Annotated in this window: 2 protein-coding genes; both read left to right on the top strand. The window is 64.3% G+C overall.

What is annotated here, in order from left to right; all coding sequences use genetic code 11:
• Window positions 1-4,036, top strand: a 4,036-nt coding sequence (gltB, locus tag EN932_RS29235) for a glutamate synthase large subunit (protein ID WP_128369265.1), incomplete at its 5' end; no start/stop codon positions are given.
• 141 nt (window positions 4,037-4,177) lie between these two features.
• A partial coding sequence (locus tag EN932_RS29230) for a glutamate synthase subunit beta (RefSeq protein ID WP_164890665.1) occupies window positions 4,178-4,951 on the top strand: 774 nt, incomplete at its 3' end.

Genomic DNA, 4,951 nt, shown 5'->3' with positions numbered 1-4,951 from the left:
CTACAAGGGCATGTTCCTGGCTTATCAGGTCGGGGCCTACTACAAGGACCTCAAGGACCCGCGCTTCGAAACCGCGCTGATCCTCGTCCACCAGCGCTTCTCGACCAACACGTTCCCGTCATGGAAGCTGGCGCATCCCTACCGCATGGTCGCCCACAATGGCGAGATCAACACCGTGCGCGGCAACAACAACTGGATGGCTGCGCGCCAGGCGTCGGTCGATTCCGAACTGTTCGGCAACAACATCTCGAAGCTGTGGCCGATCTCCTATGACGGCCAATCCGACACCGCCTGCTTCGACAATGCGCTCGAGTTCCTGTTCCAGGGCGGGTACAGGCTCAGCCATGCCATGATGATGCTGATCCCGGAAGCCTGGGCCGGCAACAAGCTCATGGATGCCGATCGCAAGGCCTTCTACGAATACCATGCGGCACTGATGGAGCCGTGGGACGGACCGGCGGCGGTGGTCTTCACCGATGGCCGCCAGATCGGCGCCACGCTCGACCGCAATGGCTTGCGCCCGGCGCGCTACATCGTCACCGACGATGACCGCGTCATCATGGCCTCGGAAGCCGGCGTGCTGCCGGTGCCGGAGGAGAAGATCGTCAAGAAGTGGCGGCTGCAGCCCGGCCGCATGCTTCTGATCGACCTGGAGAAGGGGCGCATCGTCTCCGACGAGGAGCTCAAGTCGGAGATCGCGACCAAGCATCCCTACAAGACCTGGCTCGCCAACACGCAGCTGATCCTCGAAGATCTGAAGCCGGTCGAACCGCGCGCGTTGCGCAAGGATGTCAGCCTGCTCGATCGCCAGCAGGCATTCGGCTACAGCCAGGAGGACACCAAGCTGTTGATGTCGCCGATGGCGACGACAGGCCAGGAAGCGGTGGGCTCGATGGGCACCGACACGCCGATCTCGGCGATGTCGGACAAGTCGAAGCTGCTCTACACCTATTTCAAGCAGAACTTCGCCCAGGTCACCAACCCGCCGATCGATCCGATCCGCGAGGAGCTGGTGATGAGCCTGGTGTCCTTCATCGGGCCGCGGCCCAACATCTTCGATCTTGTCGGCAATTCGCGCCGCAAGCGGCTCGAAGTTCGCCAGCCGATCCTGACCAATGGCGATCTCGAAAAGATCCGCTCCATCGGCCACACCGAGGACCGTTTCGACACCAAGACGATCGACATCACCTATGGCTCCGCCGAAGGCGCCGCGGGCATGCAGGGCGCCATCGATCGGTTGTGCGAGCGGGCGGAGGCGGCGGTTGCCGGCGGCTACAACATCATCATCCTGTCCGACCGCCAGGTCGGGCCCGACCGCATCGCCATCCCGGCGCTGCTGGCGACGGCGGCGGTCCATCATCACCTGATCCGCAAGGGGCTGCGCACCTCGGTCGGCCTCGTCGTCGAATCCGGCGAGCCGCGCGAAGTGCATCATTTCTGCTGCCTCGCCGGCTATGGCGCCGAGGCGATCAATCCCTACCTCGCCTTCGACACGCTGCTCGACATGCACAAGCGCGGCGAACTGCCGAAGGAAGTGGACGCCTACGAAGTCGTCTCGCGCTACATCAAGTCGATCGGCAAGGGCATCCTCAAGGTGATGTCCAAGATGGGCATCTCGACCTACCAGTCCTATTGCGGCGCGCAGATTTTCGACGCCATCGGCCTGAAGACCGATTTCGTGCAGCAATACTTCACCGGCACCGCGACGCTGATCGAAGGCGTCGGCCTGGACGAGATCGCGGCCGAGACGCTCAGCCGCCACAATGACGGTTTCGGCAACGACCCCGTGCTGCGCAACAGCCTCGAGGTCGGCGGCGAATACATGTTCCGCATGCGCGGCGAGGCGCATATCTGGTCGCCAGATGCTGTCGCCACCTTGCAGCACGCCGTGCGCCAGGGATCGTGGGAAACCTTCAAGGACTATTCCGCCCAGATCGACAGCGAGACGGCCCGCGCCCAGACCATTCGCGGCCTGTTCAAGCTCAAGCTGGCCGGGGAAACCGGCCGCAAGAAGGTGGCGCTCGACGACGTCATGCCGGCGGCCGACATCGTCAAGCGGTTCTCGACCGGGGCGATGTCGTTCGGCTCGATCTCGCGCGAAGCGCACACGACGCTGGCGCGCGCGATGAACCAGATCGGCGGCAAGTCGAACACCGGCGAGGGCGGCGAAGAGGCCGACCGCTATCTGCCGCTGCCGGGCGGCGGCAAGAACCCGGAACGCTCGGCGATCAAGCAGATCGCCTCGGGACGTTTCGGCGTCACGGCCGAATACCTCGTCAACTCCGACATGATGCAGATCAAGGTGGCGCAGGGTGCCAAGCCCGGCGAGGGCGGTCAGCTGCCCGGCCACAAGGTCGACGCCACCATCGCCAAGGTCCGGCATTCGACGCCGGGCGTCGGCCTGATCTCGCCGCCGCCGCATCACGACATCTATTCGATCGAGGATCTGGCACAGCTGATCTACGACCTGAAGAACGTCAATCCGGCGGCCGACGTGTCGGTCAAGCTGGTGTCGGAAGTCGGCGTCGGCACGGTTGCGGCGGGCGTCGCCAAGGCGCGCGCCGACCACATCACCATCTCTGGCTATGACGGCGGCACCGGTGCCTCGCCGTTGACCTCGCTCAAGCATGCCGGCAGCCCGTGGGAAATGGGCCTTGCCGAGACACACCAGACGCTGGTGCTGAACGGCTTGCGGTCGCGCGTTGCGCTGCAGGTCGATGGTGGCTTGCGCACAGGGCGCGACGTCATCATCGGGGCGCTGCTCGGCGCCGACGAGTTCGGCTTCTCGACCGCACCGCTGATCGCGGCCGGCTGCATCATGATGCGCAAATGCCATCTCAACACCTGTCCGGTCGGCGTCGCGACGCAGGATCCGGTGCTGCGCAAGCGCTTCAAGGGCACGCCCGAGCATGTCATCAACTTCTTCTTCTACGTCGCGGAAGAGGTGAGGGAGCTGCTCGCCGAGATGGGCTACACCCATCTCGACCAGATCATCGGCGACACCGATCTTCTGGAAAAGCGCGACCTGATCGTGCACTGGAAGGCGCGCGGGCTCGATTTCTCGAAGATGTTCTTCAAGCCGGATGCGCCGCATGAAGCGGTGCACTGGACCGAGCGGCAGAAGCACCCGATCGACGACGTGCTCGACCGCAAGCTGATCGAACTGGCCAAGCCGGCGCTCGAGAGCAAGCTGCCGGTCAAGATCGAGGTCGATATCCGCAATGTCGACCGCTCCGCGGGCGCCATGCTGTCGGGCGAAGTGGCCAAGCGCTTCAAGCACAAGGGCCTGCGCGAGGATACGATATCGGTGAAGCTGACCGGCACTGCCGGCCAGTCCTTTGGCGCCTTCCTGGCGCGCGGCATCTCGTTCGAGCTTGTCGGCGCCGGCAACGACTATGTCGGCAAGGGCCTGTCGGGCGGACGTATCGTCATTCGGCCGCCGGAAGAGGCCAAGATCGTCGCGGCTGAATCCATCATCGTCGGCAACACGGTGCTCTATGGCGCAACCGAGGGCGAGGCCTATTTCGCCGGCGTCGCCGGCGAGCGTTTCGCCGTGCGCAATTCGGGCGTCGCCGCCGTCGTCGAAGGCGTCGGCGATCATGGCTGCGAGTACATGACTGGCGGCATCGTCGTCGTCATCGGCAAGACCGGCCGCAACTTCGCCGCCGGCATGTCTGGCGGCGTCGCCTACGTGCTCGACGAGGCGGGCGATTTCGCCGAGCGCTGCAACATGGCGATGGTCGAGCTGGAGCCGGTTCCGGAAGAAGACGATCTGATGGAAAGGCTGCTGCACCATGGCGGCGACCTCGACCACAAGGGCCGCGTCGATGTCTCCGGCGACATGACCAGCCATGACGAGGAGCGGCTCTACCAGCTGATCTCGAACCATGTGCACTACACCGGGTCGGTACGTGGTCGCGAGATTCTCGACGACTGGGCGACGTTCCGGCCGAAGTTCCGCAAGATCATGCCGGTCGAATACCGCCGCGCCCTGATCGAGATGGAACGCATGCGCATGGGCGTTGCGGCGGAATAGGCTTTGCAATGGCCGGGGAGCCCAGGCTTCCCGGCCCATCTTCATCGACAGTTTGACCTCCGGCGCAAGGTTGCCATGGCTGCCTCAAGGGGTTAACGGGTGCGGCGAAAACCGCACCATCTGGACAGCAGGAACTGGACTATGGGCAAGGTAACAGGCTTTCTCGAAATCGACCGGCAGGTGCACAAGTACCAGCCGGCCTCAGACCGCATCCGGCATTTCCGCGAGTTCACGCTGCCGATGTCTGACAAGGAGGTCGAGAAACAGGCCGCGCGCTGCATGGATTGCGGCATTCCGTTCTGTCACGGGCCGACCGGCTGCCCGATCCACAACCAGATTCCAGACTGGAACGACCTCGTCTACAATGGCGACTGGGACAACGCGATCCGCAACCTGCATTCGACCAACAATTTCCCGGAGTTCACCGGCCGCATCTGCCCCGCGCCCTGCGAGGAAGCCTGCACGCTGAACCTCGAGGACATTCCCGTCGCCATCAAGACGGTCGAGCAGGCGATCGCCGACAAGGCCTATGAAACCGGCCATATCAGGCCCTATCCGCCGGAGAAGAAGACCGGCAAGCGGGTCGCCGTCATCGGCTCCGGCCCGGCCGGCATGGCGGCTGCCCAGCAGCTTGGCCGCGCCGGTCACGACGTCCATGTCTACGAGCGCGAAAGCCGGCCCGGCGGGCTGATGCGCTACGGTATTCCCGACTTCAAGATCGAGAAGCACTATATCGACCGGCGCATCGAGCAGATGCAGGGCGAGGGCGTGACCTTCCATTGCGGCGTCAATGTCGGGGTCGACAAGCCGGTCGCCGAACTGCTCGCCGAACATGATGCCGTGCTCTATTGCGGCGGTTCCGAAACGCCGCGCGCGGCCGGTATTCCCGGCGACGATCTCGGCGGCGTGCATGAC

It is taken from the genome of Mesorhizobium sp. M7A.F.Ca.US.002.01.1.1 (assembly GCF_004022955.1).
GTDB lineage: Bacteria > Pseudomonadota > Alphaproteobacteria > Rhizobiales > Rhizobiaceae > Mesorhizobium > Mesorhizobium ciceri.
Note: the sequence above shows the minus strand (reverse complement) of the source record. Positions and strands in the feature narration are given on the sequence as shown.